1 protein-coding gene is annotated in these 1,104 nt (G+C 70.7%); it reads left to right on the top strand.

Features of this window, described 5'->3' with window-relative positions; genetic code table 11:
* Window positions 1-1,021: amidohydrolase (locus tag CAP13_RS08530; RefSeq protein WP_085831192.1), on the top strand; the 1,021-nt coding region annotated here is incomplete at its 5' end.
* Window positions 1,022-1,104: the final 83 nt, after the last annotated feature.

Genomic DNA, 1,104 nt, shown 5'->3' with positions numbered 1-1,104 from the left:
CGCCACGCTCCGCGGCACGGCGGCAGACGCCTACGGCCCGGATGGCCAGCCGCGCCGCCGCATCCTGCTGCGCGCCGACATCGACGCCCTACCCGTCACCGAACGCACCGGCGAGGAGTTCGCGAGCGAGAACGAAGGCCTCATGCACGCCTGCGGCCACGACTGCCACATCGCGATGATGCTCGGCTGCCTGCAGGTCCTGCGCCATATGACCGACGACCTGCACGGCGAGGTCCGCATCGTCTTCCAGCCCTCCGAGGAGAACGGGAAGGGCGCGAAGATGATGGTGGCCGCCGGGGTCTGCGAGGGTGTGGACGGCGCCTTCGCGATGCACATCTGGAGCGAGGTGGACGCCGGGCTCGTGAGCTGCGAGGCCGGTCCGCGCATGGCCAACACCGACTGGTTCAAGGTCGACATCACGGGCACGAGCTGCCACGGCGCCATGCCGCAGCGCGGCGCGGACGCCATCATGGCGGCCACGGCGATCGTCAACTCCCTGCAGACGATCGTGAGCCGCGACCTCTCCCCCTACGAGCCCGCGGTGGTGACCGTCGGCGAGATCCACGGCGGCACGGCGCGCAACGTGATCGCGGGGTCGGCCTACCTCGCCGGCACCGTGCGCACCTACAGCGACACCGCGCACCACCTCATGCCGGGACTCATCGAGCGGATCGCCACGCACACGGCGGCGGCCCTCGGGGCCGAGGCGGTCCTCACCGACTACACGATCGCCAACTACAAGGTGGAGAACGACCCCGCCTCGTCCGAGCGCTGCACGACCGCGGTCTCCCGCGTGCTCGGGGACGATGCGATCGGCCGCTACCAGGGGACCCTCTCGGGGGAGGACTTCAGCGAGTATCTCTCCCAGGTGCCGGGCGTCCTCGCCTTCGTGGGCACGCGGAATGCGGCGATCGGGGCCACCTTCGCCCAGCATAGCTGCTACTACAAGGTGGACGAGTCCGTCCTCGCCAAGGGCTCCATGCTCGCCGCCCAATACGCCGTGGACTTCCTCGCGGAGTAGGGCACGAGAGGCGCTCGCAACCGGCAGCGCCTGGCGCAGTCCGGCCGCGCTCTCCAGGCCGATCCTCGCCCTGTGCCGGCGGC

The sequence above is a fragment of the Collinsella vaginalis genome, from assembly GCF_900176655.1.
GTDB classification, from domain to species: Bacteria; Actinomycetota; Coriobacteriia; order Coriobacteriales; family Coriobacteriaceae; genus Collinsella; species Collinsella vaginalis.
Note: the sequence above shows the minus strand (reverse complement) of the source record. Positions and strands in the feature narration are given on the sequence as shown.